Below are 26935 nucleotides of genomic sequence, written 5' to 3'. Positions count from 1 at the left end.
GGGACGGAGACGGCCGCGGCTCAGCCCTTGACGCAGATCACCTGGCGCAGTTTGGTGACCACCTCGACGAGATCGCGCTGCTGGTTTATGACCTGTTCGATCGGCTTGTAGGCGCCCGGGATCTCGTCCACCACACCGGAGTCCTTGCGGCACTCCACGCCCCGGGTCTGGTCGGCCAGATCCCGCACCGTGAAGCGGCGCTTTGCCGCCGCCCGGCTCATCCGCCGGCCCGCCCCGTGCGAGGCGGACCGGAAAGCCGCCGGATTGCCCAGACCCCGGACGATGTAGGAGCCCGTTCCCATGGAGCCGGGGATGATGCCGAACTCCCCGGCCCCGGCCCGGATCGCGCCCTTCCGCGTCACCAGCAGGTCCATGCCGTCGTAACGCTCCTCCGCCACATAGTTGTGATGGCAGGAGATGACCTCGCCGAAGGACGGGCGGGCCGCGCGGAACTCGCGGCGTATCACGTCCTGGAGCAGAGCCATCATCAGCTCGCGGTTGCAACGGGCGTATTCCTGGGCCCAGAACAGGTCATGACGGTAGGCGTCCATCTGCGGGGTGCCCTGCACGAAGACCGCCAGATCGCCGTCGACCAGATCCTGGTTGTGCGGCAGCCGGCGGGCCTCGCCGATGTGGTGCTCGGCCAGCTCCTTGCCGATGTTCCGGGAGCCGGAGTGCAGCATCAGCCACACCGCGCCTTCGGTGTCGGTGCACACCTCGATGAAGTGGTTGCCGCCGCCGAGCGTGCCCAGCTGCTTGCCGGCCCGGTCCGCACGTGCCTTGACCTGCGGGGCAAGGCCGTCGAACCGCTGCCACAGGGCTTCGAAGCGGGCAGTGCCGAAGCCGTGCAGCCGCCGCGGGTCGACCGCCTCGGGGTGCGCGCCGCGCCCCACGGGGATGGCCTGCTCGATGCGGGAGCGCAGCCGGGAGAGATCGCCGGGCAGGTGGCCGGCGGTGAGCGAGGTGCGCACCGCGGTCATGCCGCAGCCGATGTCCACCCCCACCGCCGCCGGGCACACCGCGCCCTCCATGGCGATGACCGAGCCGACGGTCGCCCCCTTGCCGTAGTGCACGTCCGGCATCACGGCCAGTCCGCGTACCCAGGGAAGCGTGGTCACATTGTGCAGCTGACGCAGCGCCCCCTCCTCCACCGACGACGGGTCGGTCCAGATCCGGATCGGCACCCGTGCTCCGGGCAGTTCCGTGTACCCCAACGTGCTCACTCCCCCCGGGGTATGTCCTGACAATTGAAGACGGAGAAATGCCGCGGATCCGCCCCCATCACCTCGCCCGCGGTGCCTCCATTGTGCGCCCCCCGCGCCGGTAGCCCGCAACATCATTTCCGGCGCGGACATCGCATGCGCTCCCCCGGCACCCCGGCGCTCCCTTGCTCGCCGGAAGCGGCCAACTCTAGGCTGATCGCCGTACAACTCACATGATCACGACAAAAACTGACGCTCCGCCGGGCACCGTGCCGGCGGCCCGCGCCGGCCGCGCCGGGGTCATGTGGGATCGAGTGATCCGCCGGAGGGGGAGGACCCACCGCGATGACCGTTCGAGGACGACACCGCCGCTACAAGCCCAGTACCGTCTCCCGGGCCTCGCTCACCGTCACCGCCAGCGGCGCAGGACTGGCCCTCCCGCTGCTCAGCGCCACCGGCGCCTCCGCCGCCTCGGTGGAGACGTGGGACAAGGTCGCCGAGTGCGAGAGCGGTGGCGACTGGGACATCAACACCGGGAACGGCTACTTCGGCGGGCTGCAGTTCAAGCAGTCCACCTGGGAGGCGTTCGGCGGTACGGTCTACGCCTCACGCGCCGACCTGGCCACCAAGGACGAGCAGATCACGATCGCCGAGAAGGTGCTGGACGGTCAGGGGCCGGGCGCCTGGCCCACCTGCTCCGTGCGCGCCGGCCTCACCGACGACGGTGTGCAGCCCGACGTGTCCACCGGCTCCACCGGCTCCGCGTCCGCCGGGCAGGACGAGCGGGCCTCCCGGGAGACCGGGCGCGAGTCCGGGCAGCAGAACCGGCAGCAGGAGCAGCAGACCCACCAGCAGACCCGGCAGGCGGAACAGAAGAACGGGCAGACGACGGAGTCGCCCCAGGCAGAGGCCGGTTCGCAGTACGAGGTGGTGCCGGGCGACAGCCTGTACCGGATCGCCACCCGGCACGGGCTGCGCGGCGGCTGGCAGTCCCTCTACGAGCTGAACCGGGCGACGGTCGGCGGCAACCCGCACCTGATCTTCCCCGGCCAGCGGCTCGCCCTGCCCAGCGGCTCGGAGGCGCTCACCGGCTCCGGCGGCGCGCAGGCGGACACCCAGGAGCAGGAGAAGCAGCAGAAGACCGAGAAACAGGAGAAGCAGCAGAAGCAGGAGAAGCAGCAGAAGACCGAGCAGGCCTCACAGGGCGGCGAGAAGGCGGACCGGGACACCGACCGGGCCGAGCCGGAGCCGGCCGCCGCCACCCACGTGGCGCCGGTCAGCGCCTCGGTGGGCACCCAGTACCGGGCCACCGGCGGCGGCTGGTCGCTGGGCTACCACACCGGCGCGGACTTCCCGGTGGCCACCGGCACCTCGGTGAAGTCCGTGGCCGCCGGTGAGGTGGTCTCGGCCGGCTGGTCCGGCTCCTTCGGCTACGAGGTGATCGTCCGGCACACCGACGGCAGGTACAGCCAGTACGCGCACCTGTCGGCGATCTCGGTCTCCTCCGGGCAGAAGGTCAACGCGGGACAGCAGGTGGGCCGGTCCGGCTCCACCGGCAACTCCACCGGGCCGCACCTGCACTTCGAGATCCGCACCTCGGCGCAGTTCGGCTCGGACATCGACCCGCTGGCCTACCTGCGGCAGCACGGGGTGTCCATCTGACACCCGCGCCGGACCCCGCCCGGCACGGTGCCGGAACCCCCGCCGTGCCGGGCGGCATCAGCCCCACGACCGCCCCGCAGCACGCCACCTGACACCGCGTTCGCAGGAGCGCGCCGCGGCCGGGAGCGCATCCGTCGCCGCTCCCGGCCGCCCCGGACCGACCGCGGCGGGCGCTGTTGCCGTCCCGTGAAGTAAGCGCTGACTGATAACGGCATTGATGGGTACATATGACAGAATTCCGCAGCACCAGGGGGACCCCGACCCTCCGTTTTCTTCCCTCCGTTACCTGTGGTCAGTACGCTCAGCCCCCTGAACGCCAAATTGCCGACGTGCAGGAGGTCTTCATGGAGCGACCCGCCTGGGCGCCACCGGGAATCGATCTGTCCGTGCCGAGTGTGGCCCGCATGTACGACTACTACCTAGGGGGTTCACACAACTTCGAGGTCGACCGGGTCGCGGCGCGCAAGGCGATGGAGGCGTTCCCGGGCCTGCCGAAGATCATGCAGGCCAACCGCGCCTTCATGCGCCGGGCGGTGCGCTACGCCGTGGCACAGGGCATCACCCAGTTCCTGGACATCGGCTCCGGCATCCCCACCTTCGGCAATGTGCACGAGGTGGCCCTCGCCGCCTCCCCCGAGGCCCGCGTGCTGTACGTGGACAACGACCCGGTCGCCGTGGCGCACAGCCGCGCCGTGCTGGGCGACCAGCCCAGCGCCGGCATCGCCGCCGCGGACTTCCGCTGCCCCATGGACGTGCTGGAGAGCGAGGAGGCCGGCCGGCTGCTCGACCTGGACCGCCCGGTCGCGCTGCTGCTGATCGCCCTGCTGCACTTCATCCCGGACGAGGACAAGCCCCTGGAGACCCTGGCCGAGTACCGCCGGCGGCTCGCCCCCGGCAGCCTGCTGGCGCTCACCCACGCCTCCACCGAGGGCGGCCCGCGCACCACCGAACAGGGCGACGCCGTGATGGGCGTCTACCGCCGCAGTTCCTCGCCCCTGATCATGCGCGACCGGCAGGCCGTCGCCGAGTTCTTCACCGGCTTCGAGATGGTCGAACCCGGACTGGTCAGCATGCCCGACTGGCGTCCGGACGGACCCACGGACGAGGAGGACCCCGTCGTGTACACCGGGTTCGCCGGAGTAGGACGCACAGCGTGACACCACCGGACGCCGGGCCCGCCCTGCCGGAGGGACAGGAGCCGCCAGGGGAGCCGCCGGACGGGGCGGCGCGGTTCGCCCGCATCTGGTCGCGCGCCGTCTACCCGGCCACGGCCACCTCCATGACCCGGCCCGAGTTCGAGGCACACCTGCTCGGCCTGACACGGCAACTGGCCGACGCCCTGCACGCCCGGCCGTTCGATCCGTCCCCCGGCCGCACGGTGGGCCGGGCCCTGGTCGCCGCGCACTGCACCGCACCGGACTCGCTTCCCAGGATCCTCGGCGTGCTGGACGCCTATCTGCTGCTCTACTGCCTGGACGGGCAGCAGCTCTCCGCCGAGGAGGGCCGGGCGCGCTGCTCCCGCCTCCAGCACGCCATCGCGGCCGGCTTCTCCCACGCCCTCCAGGACCGCACCCGCAGCGAGCAGGAGGCGCTCTCCCGGGCCGCGCTCCAGGCCCAGACCGACATCGCCACCGCGCTGCACGAGAGCGAGACCCGGTTCCGCGCGGTGTTCAACGACGCCGCCCTGGGCATCGGGCTGGCCGACATGGACGGCAACATCCTGGAGACCAACCGCACGCTGTCCACCATGTTCGGCGGCTCCGAGCACCACATCCGCAGCCGCAACGTCACCGACTGGACGCACCCCGAGGACTCCCCCGAGACCTGGCGGCTCCAGGGCGAGCTGATGCGCGGCGAACGCGACCACTACTCCATCGAGAAGCCCTACAACCGCAGCGACGGCACCGTGCTGTGGACCAACCTCACCGTCTCGCTGCTGCGCGACGCCGACGGCGAGCCGCAGTACATGCTCGCCATGATGGAGGACATCACCGAACGCCGGCTGCTCAACCTGCGGCTGCGCTACCAGGCCACCCACGACGCGCTGACCGACCTGCCCAACCGGGCGCTGTTCTTCGAACGGCTGGAGCAGGCGCTCGGCCCCTCCTCGGAGTGCGCCCGGATCGGGCTGTGCTACCTGGACCTGGACGGCTTCAAGGCGGTCAACGACAGCCTGGGCCACGCCGTGGGCGACCAGCTGCTGATAGCGGTGGCCGAGCGGCTGCACTCCTGCGTCTCCGGCCCCCGCCAGCTGCTGGCCCGGATCGGCGGCGACGAGTTCGTGGCGCTGATCACCGACCCGCCCACCCGGGCCGCCGTCACCGACCTGGCCCAGCGCGCGCTGGACGCGCTCGCCGAGCCGGTGGACCTGGGCGGCCGGGAGCTGATGGTGCGCGCCTCCATCGGCATCGTGGAGGGCCCGGTGGGCGACCTGACCGCCTCCGAGGTGCTGCGCAGCGCGGACATCACCATGTACCGGGCGAAGTCGGAGGGCGGCAACCGGTACGCGGTGGCCGACCCGGATTCCGAGGCGCGGGCCATCAGCCGGCACCACCTCACCCACCACCTGCCCTCGGCACTGCGCGGCTGCGAGTTCTTCATCGAGTACCAGCCGCTGATCCGGATGGAGGACGGCTCCATCGAGGGCGCCGAGGCACTGGTGCGGTGGAGTCATCCCCGCCACGGCGTGCTGGGGCCGGACCGCTTCATCCCGCTGGCCGAGCACACCGGGCTCATCGTGCCGCTGGGCCGCTGGGTGCTGCGCGAGGCGGTGCGGCAGGCCTGCGAGTGGCAGGTGCGCGGCATCGGCGGCGCCCGCCCGCTGCGGGTCAACGTCAATCTCTCGCCCCGCCAGCTGCACCACCCGGACCTGGTGGACGAGACGGTGGCGGTGCTGGAGGAGTTCGGCCTGCCGGCCGCCTCGCTGTGCCTGGAGGTGACCGAGTCCGCCATGGTGCGGGCCGACGACCACGAGCTGAAACCGCTGCGCCGGCTCGCCGAGCTGGGGGTGGGCATAGCCCTGGACGACTTCGGCACCGGCTACTCGAACCTGGCCAGCCTGCGGCGGCTGCCCGCCTCCACGCTGAAACTGGACCGCTCCTTCACCGAAGGGCTGCAGCACCATCCGCCGGACCCGGTGGATCTGCGGATCATCGAGGGGATCGTCTCGCTCAGTCACGCCCTGGGGCTGTCCGTGACGGTGGAGGGCGTGGAAACCGGGCTCCAGGCCGAGCGGCTCAAGGAGCTGGGCTGCGATTCCGCCCAGGGCTGGTTCTACGCCCGCCCGGGCCCGCCCGAGAAGCTCCCCCTGGCGGTCTGAAAGGGTCCCGAGAGGTCCGACAGGCCCGGGGCCCGGGACACGGCCCGCACATACAGGACCCCGCACACACGGCCCGCGGGAGACGGGTCGGGACACGGCGGCGGAGGAAACCGGGTACGGAGCGGGGCCGGCGGATGGCTAGGATGAAAACGCCCCGGCGTCCGCCCGCTCGGCGGCTGCCCGGTCCGGCATTCATCGTCACAGCCCGTGACCTCCGCTGTCACCTCACCATTGGAGCATCCGAGGATGGCCCGTCACCTCATCACCAGTGCGCTGCCGTACATCAACGGGATCAAGCACCTGGGGAACATGGTCGGCTCGATGCTCCCGGCCGATGTTTACGCCCGCTACCTGCGCCAGCGCGGCCACGAGGTGCTCTACATCTGCGCCACCGACGAGCACGGCACCCCGGCCGAGCTGGCCGCCAAGGACGCCGGGCTGCCGGTGGACGAGTTCTGCGCCCGCCAGCACGATGCCCAGAAGGCCGTCTACGACGGTTTCGAGCTGCGCTTCGACCACTTCGGCCGCACCTCCTCCCGGCAGAACATCGAGATCACCCAGCACATCGCGCGCAAGCTGCAGGAGAACGGCTTCATCGAGGAGCGCACCACCCGCCAGGTCTTCTCGCTGGCCGACGGCCGCTTCCTGCCCGACCGCTACATCATCGGCACCTGTCCGCACTGCGGATACGAGGCGGCCCGCGGCGACCAGTGCGAGAACTGCACCCGCGTGCTGGACCCGACCGACCTGCTGAACGCGCGCTCCGCGGTCAGCGGCTCCACCGCGCTGGAGGTGCGGGAGACCAAGCACCTGTTCCTGCTCCAGTCCCGGCTGCAGGGCGAGGTGGAGCGGTTCGTGGACGAGCACGGCAAGGAATGGCCCACGCTGGCCTCCTCCATCGCCCGCAAGTGGCTCACCGAGGGCCTGCACGACCGCTCCATCACCCGCGACCTGACCTGGGGCGTGCCCGTGCCCGCCGACACCTGGCCGGAACTGGCCGCCGAGGGCAAGGTCTTCTACGTCTGGTTCGACGCCCCGATCGGCTACATCGGCGCGACGAAGGAGTGGGCCGACGCCGCGCCCGAGGGCGAGCAGCGGGACTGGCGCTCCTGGTGGTACGACGTGGACGACGCCGTCCGCTACACCCAGTTCATGGCCAAGGACAACGTCCCCTTCCACACCGTGATGTTCCCGGCCACCCAGCTCGGCACCCGGGAGCCGTGGAAGAAGGTGGACTTCGTCAAGGCGTTCAACTGGCTGACGTACTACGGCGGCAAGTTCTCCACCTCGCAGAACCGCGGCATCTTCACCGACGCCGCGCTGGAGCTGCTGCCCGCCGACTACTGGCGGTACTTCCTGATGGCCGGAGCCCCGGAGTCGGACGACTCCTCCTTCTCCTGGGAACTGTTCGCCTCGGTGGTCAACAAGGACCTGGCCGACACCCTGGGGAACTTCGTCAACCGGGTGCTGTCCTTCTCCCGCAAGCGGTTCGGCGACCAGGTGCCGGCCGGGCACGCCGCGGGCGAGCCGGAGCAGCGGCTGGGCGAGGAGATCGCCCGGCTGCTGGCCGAGTACGAGGAGCACCTGGAGGCGCTCCAGTTCCGCAAGGCGGCAGCGGCGCTGCGCGCGCTGTGGAGCGCGGGCAACTCCTACCTGGAGGAGAAGGCGCCCTGGCTGGAGATCAAGCAGGACCAGGACGCCGCCGCGCTGACGCTGCGCACCGCGATGAACCTGATCCACCTCTACGCGGTGGTGTCGGAGCCCTTCATCCCGGCCTCGGCCCGGGCGATGCGGGGCGCCTTCGCGCTGGCCGACGACACCCGGCAGTGGGTCACCGGGGCGGAGGCCCGCGCCCTGGGCTCGGTGCCGGCCGGTACGCCGTTCACCGTGCCGCCGGTGCTGTTCGCCAAGATCACCGAGGACGACCTGGCCGCCTACCGCGAGCGCTTCGGCGCCGAGGAGGGGTGAGCCGCGCCGCTCACCGTCTGCCCGTCGCCGCCCGGGGGACCCGGGCGGCGCGCGCGGCGCCGCCGGGCGGCCGGCACCGGAAGCCGCGGGCGCGCGTTTCCGGCCTCGGCTCTCCGGCCTCGGCTCTCCGGCCTCAGCGCGGCAGCGCCACGCCGCGCTGGATGACCTCGGTCAGCTCCGCGGCCATGGACTTGATGGTCTCCAGCCCCTGGCGGCCCCACGGCCGGGGCTCCTGGTCCACCACGCAGACCGTGCCCAGCGCGATGCCCGTCGGGTCCAGCAGCGGGGCGCCCAGGTAGGAGCGGATGCCGAGCTCGTCCACCACGGGGTTGCCGGCGAACCGCGGGTAGTCGCAGACGTCCTCCAGCACCAGCGCCTTCTTGCGCACCACCACATGCGGGCAGTAGCCGTGGTCCCGGTCCATCATCCGGTCCATCCCGCCCGGGGCGGGGTCGGCCGGGCTCAGCTCCACCGCCTGCTCGCTGCCCGTGGCGTACAGACCGGCGAAATACTGGTGGTCCTCGCCCACCAGATTCACCACCGCGAACGGCGCGCCGGTCAGCTCGGCGAGCCGGCGGGCGAAGTCGTCGAACTCCGCCACCGGGCGGTCGCCCAGCCCGAGTTCCCGGAACCGCGCCATCCGGGCCGGGGCGTCGGGGTCCTCAGGAGTAAGCAGCAGGTGACTCGTGGGGTCGAACGACGTCGCCATAAGGGCTCCTCGTGTTGATCAGGTGCTGGACAAGGGTGATGAGTACCTGCGTCCCCGACGCGGCCTGGCGGGCGTCGCACAGCACCACCGGCACCTCGGGACTGAGGTCGATCGCCGCCCGCACCTCTTCGGGCGTGTAGCGGTACGCGTTGTCGAACTCATTGACCGCCACAATGAAATCGATCCCCCGGCGCTCGAAGAAGTCCACGGCCGAGAAACTGTCCGCCAGACGACGGGTATCGGCCAGCACGACGGCACCCAGCGCGCCCGCGCACAGCTCGTTCCACATGAACCAGAAGCGCTCCTGCCCCGGCGTGCCGAAGAGATACAGCACATGCTGCTCGCTCAGGGTGATCCGCCCGAAGTCCATGGCCACGGTGGTGGTGCGCTTGTTCTCCACCCCGTCGAGGCTGTCGTAGGCGGCGCTGACCTGGGTGAGCAGTTCCTCGGTGCTCAGCGGCTCGATCTCGCTCACCGCGCCGACAAAGGTCGTCTTGCCGACGCCGAACCCGCCCGCGATCAGGATCTTCACTGCCGTGGGGAACGGGTCAGAGCCGCTTGCGGAGTCCATGCAGCACCGCCTCCAACAAATCTCGGTCGGTGGAGTCGTGTCGCGGCACCACCGGTTCCCGGGTGGTCACCGCTCCGGAGTCGACCAGGTCGGACAGGAGAACTTTGGTCACCGCCGCGGGCATCTTGATGTGCGCGGCGATCTCGGCCACGGTGATCGGGTTCTTGCAGAGCCCCAGCACCTCGCTGTGGTCGGGGCCCAGGTAGTTGTGGGACCGCCCCCGGCCGGTGGCCATGACCAGGGTCAGCAGGTCGAAAGCGGCGGTGGGCCGAGTACGGCCGTTGCTCACCGTGTACGGACGCACCAGCCGCCCGGCGTCGTCGTCCAGATAAGGGTCTTCCCGCTCCGGATCCCGCACCGCTCACTGTCCCGCGGGCTGACGCGCCGGCGTCATCAGCGCCGGACGCACGCTCTTCACCAGCATGGCCATCTCGTAGCCCAGGACCGCGGCGTCCGCGTCCCGGCCGGCCAGGACGGCCAGGCAGGCCCCCTGCCCGGCGGTGGAGACGAACAGCAGTGTGGAATCCAGTTCGACCACCACCTGCCGCACGTCGCCGCCGTCGCCGAACCGGGCTCCGGCGCTCCGGGCCAGAGAGTACAGGCCGGACGCCAGCGCGGCCAGGTGGTCCGCGGCATCGATGTCCAGTCCGTGGGCGGCCTTCACCAGCCCGTCGCTGGACAGCAGGAGCGCGCTGCGGGTGTGCGGGACCCGTTGCACAAGGCCGGACAGCAGCCAGGAAAGGTCCGTGGTCTGGCCGAGGGGCGCTTCACTCACCATGGTCGCCTAAGTCTCCTCAAGGGCTGAGTCTGAGGGTGCACGGCTACGTGGCTGGCGATGTAGCCGGTGTTCTGCTGGCGGGTCGCGTGCCGTCGTGTGGTGCTGCGCGGCCCGCCGGCTTCTGCACGCTCGGGGCTAGCGGTCTGGGCTGGGGGTCTGCAGAGCGGTCCGTTACCGGTCTTCCGGGTCGTTGGCGAGGTTGGCACCGCGCCGGAAAGCGGCCATGAGACCCGGGTCGTGGCCGAATTCGCGGTCGTCCTGGGCGGCGGGACGGGCCTGCGGCTCGTCCCGCAGCTGCGGCGCCAGATGCTCCTGGCGTCGGCGGCGCGGGAGTTCGGGACGGCGGTCGGCCGTTCCGTCGTCCAGCGGGGGGATGACGCCCAGCGGCATGGTGGACGGTCCCTGCGCGGCCGGATGCGCCCGCTCCTGGGCCCGGGCCGGGGTCTGCGGTCCCTGGGGCGGTGCTCCGTGGTTCGCCTGGTTCGCCTGGTGCGGCTGGTGCCCGTGGTGCGCCTGGTGCGGCGGCTGGTGCCCGGCTCCGGACTGGGCGTGACCGTACGGGCTGGCGGAGACCCGGCCGACCGGGTCCACCGCCGCGGGCGGGCCGCTCACCGCGGACCCGGTCAGGTCCGGCCGGCTGTGCTCGGCCGGCTCTATCGCCTCCCGCCGCGGCTGCGGCAGGGGGCGGGCCTCCGCCGCGGGCCGGTCCGCGGCCGGGGCGGGGACGCCCGGCACGGAGGCGGGAACGGACGCGGACGGGGCGGCGGACACCGCGCCGGCCGGGTGCCGGCCGCCGGTCCGGTCCGCGGGCGTCTCGCCCAGCAGCTCCCGGGGCACCACCAGAACCGCCTGGGTGCCGCCGTAGATGTTGCTCTGGAGCTGCACCACGATGTTGTGCCGCTGGGCCAGCGAGGCCACCACGAACAGGCCGATCCGGCCGTCCGCGAGCAGCTCGTCCACCTCGATCCGCTCGGCGCCGGAGAGCAGGGCGTTCATCCGCTTCTGCTCGGCGGCGCTCATGCCCAGCCCGCGGTCCTCCACCTCGACCGCCAGGCCGGCCGTCACGTACTGGGCGCGCATCAGCACCTGGGTCTGCGGCGCCGAGTAGGTGGTGGCGTTCTCCACCAGTTCGGCGAGCAGGTGGATGACGTCGGCCACGGCGTGGCCGCGCAGCGTGCCCTCGACCGGCGGCACCAGCTTGACCCGGGAGTACTGCTCGACCTCGGCGATGGCCGACCGCAGCACCTCCGTCATGCCGACCGGGCGGGTCCACTGCCGGCGGGCCACCGCCCCGCCCAGCACGGCCAGGTTCTCGGCGTGCCGGCGGATCCGGGTGGCCAGGTGGTCGACGTTGAACAGGCCCTTGAGCAGGTCCGGGTCCTCGACCTCGTTCTCCAGTTCGTCCAGGTACTCGATGGCCCGGTGCACCAGGGACTGCAGGCGGCGGGCGAGGTTGACGAAGACCTCGACCTTCTCGTCGCTGCCGCTGACACTGCCGCGCACCAGATGCGCGGCCTCGGCCACCGCCACCTGGGCGGCGTAGTGGGCGCAGGCGATCTCCCGGGCGAGCTGCTCCATGGCGTCGCCGTCCGGTTCGGGCAGCGGCGGGGCGTGCTCCGGGGGACGGATGCGCTCGCCCCGCTCCACCCGCTGGAGCAGGGTGTGCAGTTCACCGCGGCCGCGGGCGGCCTGGCGGCGCAGCGCCGCGTAGCGGGCGGCCTGTGCGCGGCTCTCGCCGGTGGCACCGTAGGCGGCGCCGGCGACGATCAGGCACACCAGCAGCAGGGCGGCGCCCAGGACGATCCACAGCGCCGGGGTTTCGTAGCTGCCCGGCCCCTGGTGCGCCCGCAGCAGATAGGTGACGACCGCGGTGCAGACCGCGGAGACCAGGAGTGACGGGACCACCGCGAGGCGGAGCACCCGCCGCCGCGCTTCGTTCTCGCCCTCGGCGAGCCGGGCCGAGGCCCGGCCGTGGTGCCGGTCGCCAGAGCGCGAGGTGGAGCCGGTGGGGGCGGGCCGTGAACCGCCGGTAGCGGGGCGTCCGCTTCCGGCGCTCGCCGCATGACTCTGCGGTTCGGGCATCGGCGTCCTCGGAGTTTTGTCGGAGCTCACGCGGATTCAACTGTCGGTCGGAGCGGGCGGACGGCGGACGGGCGGTATCCGCACGGGAGTTGAGCGGAGACCGGGTGCACCGGTACGGCCGGGCGGGCGGGGCGAAGGTACTGCGTGCCAGGCCACGCTAGCCGCCAACACCCGGCGGGATGGCGCGAGTTCCGGGATTCGCCACCCCTCGCCAGCTCCTGACGAGTGAAAAGTTCGGTTGTTCGTTTGATCGTTTGATCGTTCCGGGGGATCATAACGCCCCCTGGAACCCCCGGGTTCACCGTTCCGGACCGCAAGACGGCCCATCAGACGACTTTCCCGGGCAATTCCCGGAGGACGCACCGGGAACGTTCGCGAACGCACGCTACCCTTCCGCACGCCCGTACCGGAGCTTTTCCGGAGCTTCCCATAGCGCTCTCACCAGCGCCACACCCCGCACCGTCCCCGCCCACAACTGGCGCACGCGGCGGGCACAGCAGTGACCCAGGACACACACACGGTCACCGGGCGCGGCGGGGCGGGAGCGGCGGGGCCGTTCACCCCGGTCTCACAGGCCCGACACCCGCACGGTCACGTTCAGCCGGCCGTCGAGCCCGAGGGCGGCCGGGGCGGTTCCCGGGCGGGTGCGGGGAACGCCGTGGTAGGCCAGCCGGGACGGACCGCCGAAGACGAAGGCGTCCCCGCTGCGCAGCTCCACGTCCGTCCACGGCCGGGACCGGCTCCGGGTGTTGCCGAACCGGAAGACGCAGCTGTCGCCCAGGCTGAAGGAGACCACCGGCGCGGGCGAGCGCTCGTCGCTGTCCCGGTGCATCCCCATCCGCGCCCCGCGCGCATAGAAGTTGACCAGCCCGATGTCGTAGGCGTGGTCCCCCTCGCCCCCGCAGTCCCCGGGGTTCCCGGCGCCCGGGCCGGGCAGCCCGGCGGCGGCCACCGCCCGGCGGGCCCAGTCCCCCAGCCAGGCCGGGAACGGCTTCACCGGCGCGCCGTCGCCGTCCACCACGGTCCGCGCATAGCCGTAGGGATACCAGTGCCGGCCCACGCACACCTGGCGCACCGACATCACCCCGCCCGGGGTGCGCACGGTGCGCAGCCCCGCGGGCGGCCGGGACCACTCGCGGCAGGCGGCCAGCAGCTCCCGCTGCCGCTCGGGCCCCAGCTCGCCCGGCAGGTGCACCGCGCCCGGCGCGACCGTCACCGGCCCCGGGGAGACCTCCGGCGGGAAGAGTTCACCGTCCGGACCTCGCACGCCTTCCATGCGGCCATCATCACACCCTCGTCCGTGCACGTCATGACGTAAGGTGGCCCTCCCGCCCGTCGGCGCGGATGCCGGCGGCAGTGTCGTCCGGAGGTCCAGTGACGCAGCAGCAGTCCGCCGAACCGATACTCACCGGTGTGCGCAATTTCCGCGATCTGGGCGGACTGCCGACCGCGGACGGGCGCCGGACCCGCACCGGGCGGCTGTTCCGCAGCGGTCACCTGGCCCATGCCACCGAGGAGGACCAGCGGTTCCTGGCGGAGCTCGGGCTGCACACCGTGTTCGACTTCCGCAATTCCGCGGACCGGGCCGTGGACGGCCTGGATGTGGAGCTGCCCGGGGTGCGGAACGTCAATCTGCCCCTGACCGATCCGGCGGACGGCGCCGCGTTCTGGCGCATGGTGCGGCACGGCGATCTGGCACAGCTGCGCTCCTCGCTCGGCGACGGGCAGGCGGCTGCCCGGATGGCGGCCTCCTACCGGATGATGATCAGCGAGCGGACGGCCGAGTACCGGCAGGTGCTGCGCAGCCTGGCGGACGGCGCCACACCCGCGCTGCTGCACTGCGCCGCCGGCAAGGACCGGGCCGGGCTGACGGTGGCGGTGGTGCTGCTGGCGGTGGGCGTGGAGCGGGACGCCATCGTCGCCGACTACCTCATCTCCAACGACGCCCAGCGGCGCTACCGGTTCAGGCGGGCCGCCTCGGAGCGGACCGAGGACCCGGCTGTGACGGCGGAGATCACGGAGCTGCTCGCGCCGCTGTTCGACGCCCGGGCCGGCTATCTGGAGGCGGCGTTCGACCAGATCGAGCGCGAATGGAGCGGCACCGAGAACTATCTGACGCGAGGCCTGGGCCTGACCGCCGCGGACCGCGACCGCCTGCGCGTCTCCCTGCTCGACTCCGCCCCCTGACCCGCGCCCTCCTCCCCTCTCCTCTCCTTTCCCCGCCTCGCCTTCTTCCGTCCCGGGCCGGAGCCGCGCGGACGGGGCGCCGCCGCGGGCGGCCGCCGGCCCGACCGCAACCAGGAGCCGCACACACCCATGTCCACCGCACCGTGGTGGCGCAGCGCCGTCATCTACCAGATCTACATACGCAGCTTCGCCGACGGGAACGGCGACGGCATCGGGGACATCGCGGGCATCCGCGGCCGGCTGCCGTATCTGCAGGAGCTGGGCGCGGACGCGCTGTGGATCACCCCCTGGTACCCCTCCCCCATGGCCGACCACGGCTACGACGTCACGGACTACCGGGACATCGACCCCGCCTACGGCACGCTGCGCGAGGCGGAGGAGCTGATCGAGGAGGCGCACCGGCTGGGGCTGCGCATCATCCCGGACATCGTGCCCAACCACACCTCCGACCGGCACGCGTGGTTCCGCGCCGCGCTGGCCGCCGGGCCGGGCAGCGCGGAACGCGCCCGCTACCACTTCCGGCCCGGACGCGGCCCGCACGGGGAACTGCCCCCCAACAACTGGGCGTCGGTGTTCGGCGGCCCGGCCTGGACGCGGATCACCGAGGCGGACGGCCGCCCGGGCGAGTGGTATCTGCACCTGTTCGCGCCGGGGCAGCCGGATCTGAACTGGGACCACCCCGAGGTGGCCGCGGAGTTCGAGTCGGTGCTGCGGTTCTGGTTCGAGCGCGGTGTGGACGGCTTCCGGGTGGATGTGGCACACGGCCTGGCCAAGGACGCACGGCTGCCGGACTTCCCCGAGGCCCCCGAGGTGGCACCCAAGGCGTACCCGGGCCACCCGCACTGGGACCGGGAGGAGGTCCAGCAGGTGTACCGGGACTGGCGGCGGCTGGCCGGGGAGTTCCCCGGCGAGCGGATGTTCGTCGCCGAGGCGTCGCTGCGCTCACCGGCCCGGCTGGCCCGCTACGTGTCCCCGGGCGGCCTGCACACGGCCTTCAACTTCGACTTCATGCTGAGCCGTTGGGAGCCGGGACGGCTGCGCGAGGTGATCAGCGGCACCCTGGCCGAGCTGGACGCGGTGGGCGCGCCGGCCACCTGGGTGCTGTCCAACCACGACGTGCTGCGCGCGGCCAGCCGCCTGGGCCGGCCGCAGACGCAGGACTGGGTGCTCACCCGCTCCCCCACCGACGCGCCGCTCGACCTGGAGCTGGGGCTGCGGCGGGCACGGGCTGCGGCGCTGCTGATGCTGGCGCTGCCCGGCGGGGCGTACCTCTACCAGGGCGAGGAGCTGGGCCTGGCGGAGGTGGAGGACCTGCCCGAGGAGGTGCTCCAGGACCCGGTCTGGGAGCGCTCCGGGCGCACGGTGCGGGGGCGCGACGGCTGCCGGGTGCCGATGCCGTGGTCCGGGCAGGAGCCGCCGTTCGGCTTCAGCCCCGCCGACGCCACCGCCCCGCCGTGGCTGCCGCAGCCGCCGGCCTGGAAGGACCTCACCGTGGCGGCGCAGACCGGCGACCCGGCGTCGATGCTGGAGCTGTACCGGCGGGCGCTGCGGCTGCGCCGCGGGCACCCGGCGCTCGGCGCGGGGAACGGGGAGCCGCTGGAGTGGCTGCCGTCCGCGCCCGGGGTTCTGGCCTTCGCCCGGGAACCCGGCTTCCGCTGCGCGGCGAACCTCTCCGGCCGGCCGCAGCCGCTGCCCGGGCACGGCGAGGTCCTGCTGGCCAGCGGCCCGCTCGACCCGGGCCGGCACCTCCCCCCGGACACCACCGCCTGGCTCACCGCGCCCTGAGACGCCCCGGCGGGGGCACCCCGGCGCCACGGCCCCGGTGCCGGCGGCGGGGCTAGTGGCGCCGGGTGACGATGAAGTCGGCGAGGGCGGTGAACCGGCGGCGGACGTCGGCGGGGATGTCCACACCTTCCAGGGCGGTCACGGCGGCGTCCCGTTGCCGCCGCGCCTCGTCGGCGGTCCAGCCGCGGCCGCCGGCCTCCTCGATCAGCGCGGCACGGGCGGCGAACTCGGCCTCGTCGAAGTCCTGGAACTCCTCGGTGCTCTTCTTGGCGTCGGCGGTGAGCAGCGCGGCCAGCCGCTCGGCGGCCGGTCCGCGCGCCGACAGGGCGGCGACCACCGGAAGGGACTTCTTGCGCTGGCGCAGGTCGCTCCAGGTCTGCTTGCCGGTGCTGGCCGGGTCGCCCCAGATGCCGAGCAGGTCGTCCACGGCCTGGAAGGCCAGGCCGAGGTGGTGGCCGTAGGACTCCAGGGCGTCGGCCATGCGGTCGTCCGCGCCGCCCAGCACCGCGCCGATGGAGGCCGAGCAGGCGAGCAGGGCGCCGGTCTTGTTGCCCTCCATCTCCAGGCATTCGGCGACCGTGACCCGTTCCCGGTTCTCGAAGGTGATGTCCTGGGCCTGGCCGTCGATCAGCGCGCGGCTGGCGTTGGCCAGCCGGCGGGCGGCCCGGGCCATGGCGCTGCCGGGAGCGGAGCCGTCCAGCACGGTGTCCAGGGCGAGCGCGAACAGCGCGTCCCCGACCAGGATGGCCTGGGCGGGGCCGTGCACCTTCCAGACCGTGTCGCGGTGGCGGCGCTGCTCGTCGCCGTCCATCAGGTCGTCGTGCAGCAGCGAGAAGTTGTGCACCAGTTCCACGGCGACGGCGCCGGGCACGCCGGTCTCCGCCGGGGCGCCCGCGGCCTCGGCGGACAGGATGGCCAGCGCCGGGCGGACCGCCTTGCCGCCGTCGCCGTCGGCCGGGCGGCCAGTGGCGTCGATCCAGCCGAAGTGGTAGGCGGCGACGGTGTTCATGGGCGCGGCCAGCCGGTCCACGGCGGCACGCAGGGCGGGCGTGGTGAGCGCCCGGCCCCGCTCCAGCAGCGCCAGTACCTCAGCGGTGGTGTCGGACGCGGTCACGGGTGCTCCTCGTACGGTACGGGCGGCGCATCCGCCGCCGGGTCCTGCGCGGCTGCGCCGCCTGCCGCGGGAGCGGCAACACCGGATGCCCCGGTTTCCTTCCCCGGTGCCGGGAAGCGCGCGCCCCCGCTCGCGCGGCCGGACACCGCGGGTGCGTCCGCCGCGTCGGCCGCCTCGGCCGCGGCCAGGCCGCTGCGGACGGCGCTTTCCATGGTCGCGGGCCAGCCGGTGGCGGTCCACGCGCCGGCCAGGTAGAGGCCCGCGGCCCGGGTACGCGGCCCGGGGCGCAGCCGGTTCACCCCGGGCTCGGGGGCGAAGGTCGCGGTGCGTTCCCGGGTGACGAAGAAATCCCGCACGGCGGCTTCCCGGGCGGGCGGCAGCAGCCGCTCCAGCTCCGGCAGATAGCGGGCGCGCAGCTCGGCCACCGGCCGGTCGATCTCCTCGCCCGCGGCCGACTGGGAGAGCGCCAGATACTGTCCGCCCCCGGCCAGGCCCGAGGGGCCGGTGCGGTCGAAGACCCACTGCACCGGGGTGCCCAGCGCGGCGAGGAAGGGCCGCCGCAGCACCGGCCGGTCGTAGATCACGTGGACGTTGAGGATCGGAGCGGTGCCGATGCGGAGCAGCCCTCCGGGGTCGGGCAGGGCGCCGGGCGGCAGCAGCCCGTGCGTCTCGCGCTGCGGCACGGCCAGGACGACGGTGTCCGCGGTCAGCTCGGCCGGCCGGCCGGCCGCGTCCCGCACCGTGGCCCGCCAGCCGCCGTCGGCCGCCGGCCGCACCGCCCGGACCCGGGTGCGCAGCCGGACCCGTACCCCGGACCGGTCCAGGGCGGCGCCGGCCCGGGTGTGGTGCAGTTCGCCGAGCGGCACGGCGGGCAGCCCGATGTCGGCGGCGGCGCTCCGGGTGAGCAGGCCGGTGCGGAACACCATGGCGGCCAGGGCCAGCGAGACGTCCCCCGCGCGGGCGTTCAGGGTGGCCACGCCGACCAGGTCCCACAGCGCTTCCACGCAGCGCCCGGTCTGGCCGTGCCGGTGCAGCCAGTCGCCGAAGGACTGGCCGTCCAGGGCGGGGTCCTGCGGGTCGAGCCGGCGCAGGGCGAAGGCGGCACGGACGGTCCGGGCCCGTTCCCCGGCGGAGAGGTGGGGGTAGCCGGCCAGCGAGGCGGCCAGGTGCAGCGGGGCGGGCAGCGCGGTGCGGTGCAGCCGGCCGAGCCGGCCGCGGGCGGCGTCCAGCACCGGCACGTCCAGGCGGCGCTGCAGCGGGGCGAGCGCGGCGGCGCCGATCCGCTCCAGGAACCACCGGTAGGCGGTGCAGCAGCGCAGATAGACGTGCTGGCCGTTGTCCACGGTGAGCCGGCCGGCGGCGGAGTCCCGGCGGAAGGAGGAGGCCAGCCCGCCCAGCCGGGAGCGGCTCTCGATCAGGGTGACCCGGTGGCCGCGGTCGGCCAGTGCCAGTGCCGCGCTCACCCCCGCCAGTCCGCCCCCGACCACCAGCGCGGACCGCCCGGCGGTCATGCCGGGCTCCGGCCGTCGGCGCCGCGGGCGGCGGCACGGGCGGCGGACAGGGCGTCCCAGCCGGTCAGGCCGCGCACCGCGACCATGGCCTTCTGCGCCGCGGGCAGCGAGACCCGGCCGCGCAGCACGGCCCGGGGGTCGGTGTCGATCAGGTCCAGCAGCCGGTGGTAGATCCCGGCCATGGCGGCCACGCAGGCCCCGGAGCGGCGGTCGAGCAGGGGCAGCAGCCGGAATCCCTCGGCGAACAGCCGCCGGGCGCGCTGCACCTGGAAGCGCACCAGTCCCTCGAAGTCGGAGCCGGCCTGGGGCACGGGGCGGTGGAAGCCCTCGGTGCAGCCGTGCGCGCGCAGTTCCTCGGCGGGCAGGTAGCTGCGCCCGCTGGCGGCGTCCTCGCGCAGGTCGCGCAGGATGTTGGTGAGCTGGAGGGCCAGGCCCAGGGTGTCGGCGTACTCGGGGGCGCGGGCGGCGTCCCGGGCGCCGGGCCGGCTGCCGAACACGCCGAGCGAGAGGCGCCCGATGGCGCCGGCCACGCAGCGGCAGTAGCCGCGCAGGTCGTCCCACGTCTCGTAGGCGGTGCCGCGCACGTCCATCAGCACGCCGTCGATGAGTTCGTCCAGGCCGCCCATGGGGATGGGGAAGCGGCGCGCGGCATGGCCCAGGGCGACGGCCACCGGGTCGGTGGCGTCCTCGCCGATCTGGCCCTGCCGGATGCGGTCCAGCAGCCCGCGCGCCTCCTTCAGCCGCAGCTCCTTCACGGCCGGCTCCAGGGTGCCGTCGCCGATGTCGTCGATCCGCCGGGAGAAGGCGTACAGCGCGGACATGGCCTGCCGTTTGGCGGCGGGGAGCAGCCGGATGCCGTAGGCGAAGTTGCGCGCCTGGCCGGCGGTGACGGCGTCGCAGTAGCGGTAGGCCGCGGCGAGGGCCGGAGTCAGCCGTGGGCTCTGGGTCACGGGCGGGAGCTCACATTCTCGTCGCGTGGTGCCGCAGGGTCGCGGCGGTGGCGGTCAGCACGCCGGTCCGGCCGGCTCTGGGGGTGCCGGCCAGCACGTCGTAGCGGGCGGCCCGGATGGCCCGCAGCGCGGCCCGGCCGCCGCCGACGAAGCCGGCCAGCAGCAGGCGGAGCCGTCCGTGCACGCTGCCCACCAGGGGCGCGCCCTCGTCCAGCAGCCTACGCGCCCGGTCGGCCTGGACGGCGGCCAGGGCCCGTACCGAGGCGTTGGCGGTGGGCGCGGCCAGGTCGGCCTCGGTGACGCGGAAGCGCTCCAGGTCGGACGCGGGCAGGTAGATCCGGCCGCGGGCGAGGTCCTGGGCGGTGTCCTGGAGGTGCTCGATCACCTGGAGTGCGGTGCAGATGGCGTCGGAGCGGCGGACCCGCTCGGGGCTGGTGGCGCCGGTGACGGCCAGCACCAGGCGGCCGACCGGGTTGGCGGACAGCTCGCAGTAGCCCAGCAGTTCGCCGAAGTCCCGGTAGCGGTGGACATGCTGGTCCTGGCGGTTGGCCTCGATCAGGGCGCGGAAGGGCGCCGGGGTCAGGCCGGCCCGGCGCACGGTGGGCACCAGCGCGGCCAGCAGCGGATGGCGCGGCCCCTCCGCCGCACCGCGGTCACCGGCTCCGGCGGCGGTGGCGGTGGCGGCGGAGGTGGCGGAGGTGGCGGCGGCGGAGAAGACCCGCTCCAGGTCGGCCTCGAAGGCGTCCAGCAGCGCGAGCGGGCCGGCCTGCTCGGGGGCGCCGAGCAGCCGGGCGTCCGCGCCGCCGGGAGCCAGGTCGCCGTCGCCGATGTCGTCGACCAGCCGGGCGAAGCCGTAGACGGCGATCAGGTCGTCGCGCCAGGCCCGGGGCAGAAACCGGGGGGCGACCGGGAAGTTCTCCCGGGCCGCCTTGTCCAGGGTGGCGCGGGCGGCGTCCGGTTCCCCGCCCGGTCCGGTGCCCGGGTCCGCTGATGGCGCTGCGCCCGCAGCGGTGATGGTCATACCTTCATTTCTACCTTGCCGGGTGACGGGAACCGGTTCCGGACACGCGCGGTGCGGCCCCGCCCACCGCGGAGCGGGACCGCACCGCGGGCGGAGCCGCGGGCACCGGTCAGCGGCCCGTCTCCTCCTCGTACGCCTTGAGCACCTGCTCCGTGGGACCGTCCATGACCAGCTCGCCGCTCTCCAGCCACAGCACCCGGTCGCAGGTCTGCCGGATCGAGCGGTTGTTGTGGCTGACCAGGAAAACCGTGCCGGCCTGCTCGCGCAGGGCACGGATGCGGGCCTCGGAACGGCGCTGGAACTTCTTGTCCCCGGTGGCCAGCGCCTCGTCGATCATCAGCACGTCGTGGTCCTTGGCGGCGGCGATGGAGAACCGCAGCCGGGCGGACATCCCCGAGGAGTAGGTCCGCATCGGCATGTTGATGAAGTCGCCCTTGTCGTTGATCCCGGAGAACTCCACGATCTGCGGATAGCGTTCCCTTATCTGCTCCCGGGTCATGCCCATGGCCAGGCCGCCGAGGATGACGTTCCGCTCGCCGGTGAGGTCGTTCATCAGGGCGGCGTTGACGCCCAGCAGGGAGGGCTGGCCGTTGGTGTACACCTTGCCGCGCTCGGGCGGCAGCAGCCCGGCGATGGTGCGCAGCAGGGTCGACTTGCCGGAGCCGTTGGAGCCGATCAGGCCGATGGCCTCGCCCCGGTAGGCGGTGAAGCTGACGCCGCGCACCGCGTGCACCTCGGTGACCTTGGGGCGGCGCTCCCGGCGCACGATGCGGCGCAGCGCGGCGGCGGCGTTGCCCTTGGGCCCGGCTCCCCAGACCCGGTAGACCACGTGCACGTCGTCGACGATCACGGTCGGCACCCGGGATTCCTCGGCCGGTTCCGGCTCGGTCCGGCCGGCGGCGGCCGGACCGGTGCCGGCCCCGGCACCGGTCCCGGCTCCGGTCCCGGCTCCGGTCCTGGTGCCGGTGCGCCCGGAGGTGTCGTTCTGTTCAGCCACGGCCGTACCGCTCCTCCGCCTTCCAGAAGTACACGAAGCCCCCGATGCCTATCGCCAGGGCCCAGCCGACCGCGAGCAGCCAGAAGTAGCCGGGCAGGCTCTGGTGGCTGGGGCCGCTGATCAGCGCCTGCCGCATCACCTCCATGTAGACGGAGGCGGGGTTGCACATCAGCAGATCGGCCACCCACTCCGGGGCGTTCGCCCGGTCCGGGTGGGTGACCATGTAGTGCAGCGGGAACATCACGCCGGAGGCGTACATCCAGGTCCGCAGCACGAACGGCATGAGCTGCGCCAGGTCCGGGGTGGCGCTGCCCCAGCGGGCGAAGAACAGGGCCAGGCCGGCGTTGAAGACGAGCTGGAGAGCCAGTGCCGGGACGATCAGCAGCCAGGTCAGGGTGGGGTAGTGCCCGAAGCCCACCAGGACGGCGGCGATCACCACCATCGAGTAGAGGAGCTGCTGGAGCTGCTGGAGCGAGAACGCGACCGGGAGCGAGGCGCGCGGGAAGTGCAGCGCGCGGACCAGGCCGATGTTGCCGGAGATCGACTTCACCCCGGAGAGCACCGAGGACTGCGTGAAGGTGAACACGAAGACGCCGATGACCAGGAACGGGATGTACTCCGGCATGTCCATCCCGCCCCGGCCGCCGAGCAGCAGGCCGAAGATCACGAAGTACACGAAGGCGTTCAGCAGTGGGGTGAACACCTGCCAGAGCTGCCCCAGCTTCGCCTGGCTGTACTGGGCGGACAGCTTGGCCTGGGAGAACGCCAGGATGAAATGCCTGCGCCCCCAGAGCTGCCGGAAGTAGTCGGCCAACGACGGCCGGGCGCCGCTGACCGAGAGACCGTAGCGCGCCGCCAGCTCCGCGCGGCTGAGATCTCGGTCGGGGCGGGAGTCTGGAGAACCGGCGGTCGTCCGCTGGTGCGTTGTCTCGCTCACCTTGAAACTTTCGTCCTCTTCAGGCCACGTCACAGGGCACACCTGCCGAGCCGGAAACGCCCGGGACCCCGGCCGGGTGCCCGGTCGCGCTCCGGCCACAGGATGGTGTCAGACCCGAGCTTGTCAGATCACGGGGGGTCGTCCCAGTCGGGTCAGTCGCCACACGGTACGCCAGCTCATCGGGTGCCGGGGACCGCACGGAGTGCGCCAGCCCTCCGCGAAGCCGCCCAGCCAGGCCTTCAGCGCAGGCCAGGACGGCCGCCGGGCCAGCGTGATGGCCAACCACACCAGAAGATAGACCGGGATCAGCGGCAGCGGCAGGTTCCGGCGGGACAGCCAGACCCGGTTTCTGGCCACCATCCGGTGATAGACCGCGTGCCGGGCGGGCGAGGTGGTCGGGTGGTGCAGCACCAGATCGGCCCGGTAGTCGATGGCCCAGCCGGCGTCCAGCGCCCGCCAGGCGAGGTCGGTCTCCTCATGGGCGTAGAAGAACCGGTCCGGCAGCGGGCCGACCTGCTGGAACACCTGGGTCCGGACGGCATTGGCACCGCCCAGGAAGGTGGTCACCCGGGAGGAGCGCAGCGGGTCGGAGGCGCGCAGCCGCGGCACATGGCGGCGGGCGGTGGCCCCGGTGTCGGGGTCGGCGATGCGGAAGCTGATGATGCCGAGCTGCGGGTCCGCCTCGAAGGCCTGCCGTACCCGCTGCACGGTCGCGGGATCGGGCAGACGGCCGTCGTCGTCCAGGAACAGCAGCACGTCCACCTCGCCGCCGCCGGGGCCGAACGCCTCGATGCCGACGTTCCGGCCACCGGGGATGCCCAGGTTCTCGGGCAGTTCCACGGTGCGCACCCAGGAGGGCAGGCCGGGCAGGGCGGTGCCGTTGCCGACCACCACCACCTGGACCGGCTCGCCCTCCTGCGCGGCCACCGAGTCCAGCAGCCGGTTGAGCTCCTGCGGCCGGGTGCCCATGGTGATGACGACCGCGCCGACGCGCAGCTGTGCCGTGGCCACCGCACTCACCTCAGCCTGCTGGACGCCAGGATGGACACCAGGTGCAGCACCGTCTGGAGCACCGCGATCACCGCCAGCACCGCCACCCCGAGCCGGGTGAAGAAGAGCCCCGAGGGCTCCGCCACCAGCCAGTCCAGCAGTGCCGCGGCCAGGATGAACAGGGACGCCTCGACCCCGCCGACCAGCCGGTGGAACTTCAGCGCGGAGGCGGCCCGGCGGGCCAGCGCCAGCCCGGAGGAGCGCGGGGTGGCGGCCTCCTCCTTGACCGCGGGCAGACCGCCGCGCAGCCGGGCGACGTCCACCAGGTCGGTCTCGGCCTTGATCAGGATGGCGCCCAGTGCGGCCACGGTGCCCAGGAAGGCCCACAGCCAGTCGGGGCCGCTGCCGCCGCCGTCCCGGCCGAAGACGTCCGCGGCGCGCAGGCCGAACCCGGCCAGCAGCGCGGCCTCGGCCAGGTAGTGGCCGATCCGGTCCAGGTAGACCCCGGTGATGGAGGTCTGCCCGCGCCAGCGGGCCACCTCTCCGTCCACGCAGTCCAGCAGCAGGTAGAGCTGGATCAGCAGGGCGGCGGCCAGGGCACCGGGCACGCCGGGCAGCAGCAGCACCGCGCCGGCCGCGACCCCTGCCAGCACCATCAGCCCGGTGAGCTGGTTGGGGCTGAGCGGCCCGTTCACCAGGTGCCGGGTCCAGCGCAGGGACACCTCCCGCATGTAGAGCCGGCCGGCCCAGTGTTCGCCGCTCCGCCGGTCCTTGATCCCCTCGGGGTGGACGACGGGACGGAGCTCAGCTACCGATGGTTTTGACGGTGTCGACATAGTCTGCGTACGCGTTCCTGATCTGTTCGGGGGTCAGGTGCAGGTGTTCGAGGATGGTGTAGCGGCCGGGGCGGGTCTCCGGGGCGAATTCCACCGCCCGGAGGAACTCCTCCTCGGTGAACCCCATCTCCCGGGGGAGCACCGGCAGCCGGTGGCGGCGCAGCGTGGCTGCGATCAGCGGCGCCTGCGCGGAGCCGCGCAGATGCATGGCGAAGGCCGCGCCGAGGCCGCACTGCTCGCCGTGCGGGGCGCGGCGGCGCGGGTAGAGCAGGTCGAGCGCGTGGTTGATCTCGTGGCAGGCGCCGGACGCCGGCCGGCTGTCGCCGGCGATGGACATGGCGATGCCGGTGAGCACCAGGCCCTCGGCGAGCACGGTGAGGAAGTCGTCGTCCCCGGCCTCGCCGGGGTGGCGCAGCACGGCCTCGCCGGCCTGGCGGGCCATGGCGGCGGCCAGGCCGTCGATGGGCTCGCCGGTGACCTTGTGGGACAGCTCCCAGTCGGCGACGGCGGAGATGTTGGAGATGGTGTCGCCGATGCCGGAACGGACGTAGCGGGAGGGGGCGTGCCGGATCACGTCCAGGTCGATGACCACGGCGATCGGGGTGGGGACCCCGTAGGAGCCGCGGCCGGCGTCGTTGTCCAGGGTGGCCACCGGGGAGCACAGGCCGTCGTGCGAGAGGTTGGTGGCGACCGCCACCATGGGCAGGCCGACGCGGGCGGCGGCGAACTTGGCGCAGTCGATGATCCGGCCGCCGCCCAGGCCGACCAGGGCGTCGTAGTGGCCGCGCCGGACCCGGTTGGCCAGCCGCACCGCGTCGTCCAGGGTGCCGCCGCCGACCTGGAACCAGTCGGCGCCGGGCAGGTCGGGGGCGAGCCGGTCCCGCAGCGCGCGCCCGGATCCCTCGCTCACGGCCACGGCGAACTTGCCGGTCGGGGCGATCCGCTGGTCGGCCAGCAGCGCCGCCAGGCCGTCCAGGGCGCCGCTGCGGATGTCCACCGTGACCGGGGACGGGATCAGCCGGGTCAGTACTGGCACGCGATCTCCCGTCCCCGGGCGAGATCCTCGTGGTTGTCGATCTCGACCCACGGCACCTCGCCGATCGGGGCGGTGTCGATGCGGAAGCCGCGGTCCACCAGCTCCTGGTAGCCGTCCTCGTAGTACAGGTCGGGGTCGCGCTCGAAGGTGGTGCGCAGGGCGTCGGCCAGGTCCCCGGCGGCCTCGGGCTCGATCAGGGTGACGCCGATGTACTCGCCGCCGGCCTCGGCCGGGTCCATCAGCTTGGTGATGCGGCGCACGCCGCGCTGCGGGTCGGTGACGACCTTCATCTCCTCGTCGGCGAGCTTCTTGACGGTGTCCAGCGCGAGGATGATGCGGCGGCCGTCGCCGCGGGCGGCCAGCAGGTCGCGTTCCACCGAGGCCGGGTGCACGGTGTCGCCGTTGGCCAGGATCACGCCCTCGCGCAGCACCTCCCGGGCACACCACAGGGAGTAGGCGTTGTTCCACTCCTCGGCCTTGTCGTTCTCGATCAGGGTGAGCTTGACCCCGTGCCGCCGCTCCAGCAGGGCCTGGCGCTCCCGCACGGCCTCCTTGCGGTAGCCGACCACCACGGCGGCCTCGGTCAGTCCGACCTCGGCGAAGTTGGCGAGGGTGAGATCGAGCACGGCGACGGGCTCGCCGTCCCGCTCGGGACCGACCGGCACCAGCGCCTTGGGCAGGGTGTCGGTGTGGGGGCGCAGCCGCCGTCCGGCGCCAGCCGCCAGTACCAGGCCGATCATGCGGGTTCTCCTGACTCGTCGTGTGCAACGCGTGCCCCGGCGGCCCGGTCGGAGCACCAGTAGCGGATGCTCTCGGTGAGCGTGAGGGCACCCAGCGCTCCGGCCAGGAGCGCCAGGGTGACGGTGAACGCGGCTGCGGGCGCGCTGAGCGCGGCGAGCACGACCACGAGGGTGCGGCCCTCGTGTCCGCCGGTGGCCCGGACCAGCCGGGTGGGGGGCGGTGCCGCGTCGTTCCGCAGGCGGTACACGGTGTCGTAGTGATGGTAGGCGCAGGCGGCCACCAGTCCGAAACCCGCGGGCAAGGTTCCGTTCACCGAGATGTCGGTGACGGGGCCGTTCCCGGCCCCGGAGGCCAGGATCAGCACGGTGCCGTACTCGGCGGCGCGGAACAGCGGCGGCAGCAGCCAGTCCAGCGGGCCGGTCAGCGGCGCGGCCACGGCCCGCCCGGCGCACAGCGCGTAGCCGGCGGCGGCGAGGGCGATCCACCAGGTGCCGGCGGTGGCCGGCAGCAGCAGCACCGTGACCAGCCCGGCCGCCCCG

24 protein-coding genes are annotated in these 26935 nt (G+C 73.2%); 6 read left to right on the top strand and 18 right to left on the bottom strand.

Annotated features, from left to right (window positions below; all coding sequences use genetic code 11):
• Positions 1-20 precede the first annotated feature (20 nt).
• Positions 21-1214, bottom strand: coding sequence for an RtcB family protein (locus GQS09_RS04590; RefSeq protein ID WP_165984699.1), 1194 nt, complete (start codon positions 1212-1214; stop codon positions 21-23).
• A 333-nt stretch (positions 1215-1547) separates the two neighbouring features.
• Here GQS09_RS04590 and GQS09_RS04585 point away from each other — a divergent pair, with 333 nt between their 5' ends.
• The 4 genes from GQS09_RS04585 to metG all read left to right on the top strand — a co-directional run bounded on the left by GQS09_RS04585 (position 1548) and on the right by metG (position 8151).
• Complete coding sequence (locus tag GQS09_RS04585) at positions 1548-2864, top strand: transglycosylase family protein (protein ID WP_165984673.1); 1317 nt, start codon at positions 1548-1550, stop codon at positions 2862-2864.
• 344 nt (positions 2865-3208) lie between these two features.
• Complete coding sequence (locus tag GQS09_RS04580; protein WP_165984672.1) at positions 3209-4021, top strand: SAM-dependent methyltransferase; 813 nt, start codon at positions 3209-3211, stop codon at positions 4019-4021.
• Entirely contained in the window at positions 4018-6183 is a 2166-nt protein-coding gene (locus GQS09_RS04575) for a putative bifunctional diguanylate cyclase/phosphodiesterase (RefSeq protein WP_399552399.1), read from the top strand. The genes GQS09_RS04580 and GQS09_RS04575 overlap by 4 nt, the downstream gene beginning before the upstream one ends.
• A 246-nt stretch (positions 6184-6429) precedes the next feature.
• On the top strand, positions 6430-8151 hold the full coding sequence (metG, locus tag GQS09_RS04570) for a methionine--tRNA ligase (RefSeq protein ID WP_165984671.1): 1722 nt from the start codon (positions 6430-6432) through the stop codon (positions 8149-8151).
• A gap of 133 nt (positions 8152-8284) precedes the next feature.
• Here the strand turns inward: metG and GQS09_RS04565 are convergent, their stop codons facing one another.
• The 6 genes from GQS09_RS04565 to GQS09_RS04540 form a co-directional block, all read right to left on the bottom strand.
• The gene (locus GQS09_RS04565; RefSeq protein WP_165984670.1) at positions 8285-8860 is read right to left on the bottom strand and encodes a GAF domain-containing protein; all 576 of its coding nucleotides are present in this window, start codon (positions 8858-8860) and stop codon (positions 8285-8287) included.
• Entirely contained in the window at positions 8814-9431 is a 618-nt protein-coding gene (locus GQS09_RS04560; RefSeq protein ID WP_165984669.1) for an ATP/GTP-binding protein, read from the bottom strand. Before GQS09_RS04560 ends, GQS09_RS04565 begins: the two co-directional genes overlap by 47 nt.
• The gene (locus tag GQS09_RS04555; RefSeq protein ID WP_165984668.1) at positions 9409-9789 is read right to left on the bottom strand and encodes a DUF742 domain-containing protein; all 381 of its coding nucleotides are present in this window, start codon (positions 9787-9789) and stop codon (positions 9409-9411) included. Before GQS09_RS04555 ends, GQS09_RS04560 begins: the two co-directional genes overlap by 23 nt.
• 3 nt (positions 9790-9792) lie before the next feature.
• Complete coding sequence (locus GQS09_RS04550) at positions 9793-10209, bottom strand: roadblock/LC7 domain-containing protein (RefSeq protein WP_165984667.1); 417 nt, start codon at positions 10207-10209, stop codon at positions 9793-9795.
• 171 nt (positions 10210-10380) lie between these two features.
• Positions 10381-12291, bottom strand: coding sequence for an ATP-binding protein (locus GQS09_RS04545; protein WP_165984666.1), 1911 nt, complete (start codon positions 12289-12291; stop codon positions 10381-10383).
• 568 nt (positions 12292-12859) lie between these two features.
• Positions 12860-13567 carry an alpha-ketoglutarate-dependent dioxygenase AlkB gene (locus GQS09_RS04540; RefSeq protein ID WP_165984665.1) on the bottom strand — a complete coding sequence of 236 codons (708 nt, stop codon included), beginning with the start codon at positions 13565-13567 and terminating at the stop codon, positions 12860-12862.
• 98 nt (positions 13568-13665) lie between these two features.
• Between GQS09_RS04540 and GQS09_RS04535 the strand changes: the two genes are divergently transcribed.
• Both GQS09_RS04535 and GQS09_RS04530 read left to right on the top strand, forming a co-directional pair.
• Entirely contained in the window at positions 13666-14478 is an 813-nt protein-coding gene (locus GQS09_RS04535; protein WP_165984664.1) for a tyrosine-protein phosphatase, read from the top strand.
• A gap of 129 nt (positions 14479-14607) precedes the next feature.
• A complete protein-coding gene (locus tag GQS09_RS04530; RefSeq protein WP_165984663.1) occupies positions 14608-16263 on the top strand; it encodes a glycoside hydrolase family 13 protein in 1656 nt (551 codons plus the stop codon).
• A gap of 52 nt (positions 16264-16315) precedes the next feature.
• Here GQS09_RS04530 and GQS09_RS04525 read toward each other — a convergent pair whose 3' ends face one another.
• The 11 genes from GQS09_RS04525 to GQS09_RS04475 form a co-directional block, all read right to left on the bottom strand.
• A complete protein-coding gene (locus tag GQS09_RS04525) occupies positions 16316-17377 on the bottom strand; it encodes a polyprenyl synthetase family protein (RefSeq protein WP_165984662.1) in 1062 nt (353 codons plus the stop codon).
• On the bottom strand, positions 17374-18888 hold the full coding sequence (gene hpnE, locus GQS09_RS04520; protein WP_165984661.1) for a hydroxysqualene dehydroxylase HpnE: 1515 nt from the start codon (positions 18886-18888) through the stop codon (positions 17374-17376). Before hpnE ends, GQS09_RS04525 begins: the two co-directional genes overlap by 4 nt.
• Complete coding sequence (hpnD, locus tag GQS09_RS04515) at positions 18885-19838, bottom strand: presqualene diphosphate synthase HpnD (protein WP_165984660.1); 954 nt, start codon at positions 19836-19838, stop codon at positions 18885-18887. Before hpnD ends, hpnE begins: the two co-directional genes overlap by 4 nt.
• 10 nt (positions 19839-19848) lie before the next feature.
• Entirely contained in the window at positions 19849-20859 is a 1011-nt protein-coding gene (gene hpnC / locus GQS09_RS04510; protein ID WP_165984659.1) for a squalene synthase HpnC, read from the bottom strand.
• 109 nt (positions 20860-20968) lie between these two features.
• The gene (locus tag GQS09_RS04505) at positions 20969-21718 is read right to left on the bottom strand and encodes an ABC transporter ATP-binding protein (protein ID WP_313895989.1); all 750 of its coding nucleotides are present in this window, start codon (positions 21716-21718) and stop codon (positions 20969-20971) included.
• A 130-nt stretch (positions 21719-21848) separates the two neighbouring features.
• Positions 21849-22793 carry an ABC transporter permease gene (locus GQS09_RS04500; RefSeq protein ID WP_165984657.1) on the bottom strand — a complete coding sequence of 315 codons (945 nt, stop codon included), beginning with the start codon at positions 22791-22793 and terminating at the stop codon, positions 21849-21851.
• Between the two features lie 123 nt (positions 22794-22916).
• Positions 22917-23789: a glycosyltransferase family 2 protein gene (locus GQS09_RS04495; protein ID WP_165984697.1), complete on the bottom strand. Its 873-nt coding sequence runs from the start codon at positions 23787-23789 to the stop codon at positions 22917-22919.
• Between the two features lie 20 nt (positions 23790-23809).
• Positions 23810-24619 (bottom strand): CDP-alcohol phosphatidyltransferase family protein, encoded by an 810-nt coding sequence (locus tag GQS09_RS04490; RefSeq protein ID WP_165984656.1) that lies wholly within the window; start codon positions 24617-24619, stop codon positions 23810-23812.
• Positions 24588-25655 (bottom strand): iron-containing alcohol dehydrogenase family protein, encoded by a 1068-nt coding sequence (locus GQS09_RS04485; protein ID WP_165984655.1) that lies wholly within the window; start codon positions 25653-25655, stop codon positions 24588-24590. The genes GQS09_RS04490 and GQS09_RS04485 overlap by 32 nt, the downstream gene beginning before the upstream one ends.
• On the bottom strand, positions 25643-26395 hold the full coding sequence (locus tag GQS09_RS04480) for a sugar phosphate nucleotidyltransferase (RefSeq protein WP_165984654.1): 753 nt from the start codon (positions 26393-26395) through the stop codon (positions 25643-25645). The genes GQS09_RS04485 and GQS09_RS04480 overlap by 13 nt, the downstream gene beginning before the upstream one ends.
• The coding region (locus tag GQS09_RS04475) for a DUF5941 domain-containing protein (protein ID WP_243761107.1) at positions 26392-26935 on the bottom strand (544 nt) is incomplete at its 5' end. The genes GQS09_RS04480 and GQS09_RS04475, both read right to left, overlap by 4 nt.

Origin of the sequence: Streptomyces sp. YIM 98790 (assembly GCF_011421595.1) — a bacterium.
Lineage (GTDB): Bacteria > Actinomycetota > Actinomycetes > Streptomycetales > Streptomycetaceae > Streptomyces.
Note: the sequence above shows the minus strand (reverse complement) of the source record. Positions and strands in the feature narration are given on the sequence as shown.